Annotated in this window: 1 pseudogene; it reads left to right on the forward strand. The window is 66.9% G+C overall.

From position 1 onward, the window contains the following. Positions 1 to 586, forward strand: a pseudogene (locus A9Z05_RS38210) (glycosyl transferase family 51); the annotation flags it as partial.

A 586-nucleotide genomic window follows, 5' to 3' on the forward strand; every position in this document is an offset into this window, starting at 1 on the left:
GCGCGCGTGAAGCCCGATCCGATCGACGGGCTGTCGCGCTGGGCGCTCGACTACCTGTCGCATACGCGCGAGCGCTCGCTGCAGGCGATGCTCGATGCGTCCGTCGAGCGCAAGTATTCGGCGAGCCCGGACGTGTTCTACACGGGCGGCGGCGCGCAGGTGTTTTCGAACTTCGAGAAGTCGGACAACGGCCGCATCCTGACGCTGCACGCGGCGTTCGAGCACTCGGTCAACCTCGTGTTCGTGCGGCTGATGCGCGACATCGTTCACTACGAAACGCTGCAGGCGGCCGGCCCGTCGTCGTCGTGGCTCAACGATCCCGCGCAGCGCCAGCATTACCTGCAGCAATTCGTCGACGGCGAAAGCCAGGTCTACGTGAAGCGCTACTACACGCGCTATGCGGGCAAGGCGCCCGACGAAGCACTCGCGCTGATGCTGCGCGACGTACGCAAGTCGCCGCCGAAGCTCGCGACGGTGCTGCGCAGCGTCGCGCCGAACGAATCCCTCGCATGGTTCGACGCGCAGATGCGCGCGCAATTGAAAGGCACGCCGGCCGCGACGCTGTCCGACGACGATCTCGCCGCGC

The sequence above is a fragment of the Burkholderia sp. A2 genome (genome assembly GCF_001729305.1).
In the GTDB taxonomy this organism is placed as follows: domain Bacteria; phylum Pseudomonadota; class Gammaproteobacteria; order Burkholderiales; family Burkholderiaceae; genus Burkholderia; species Burkholderia sola.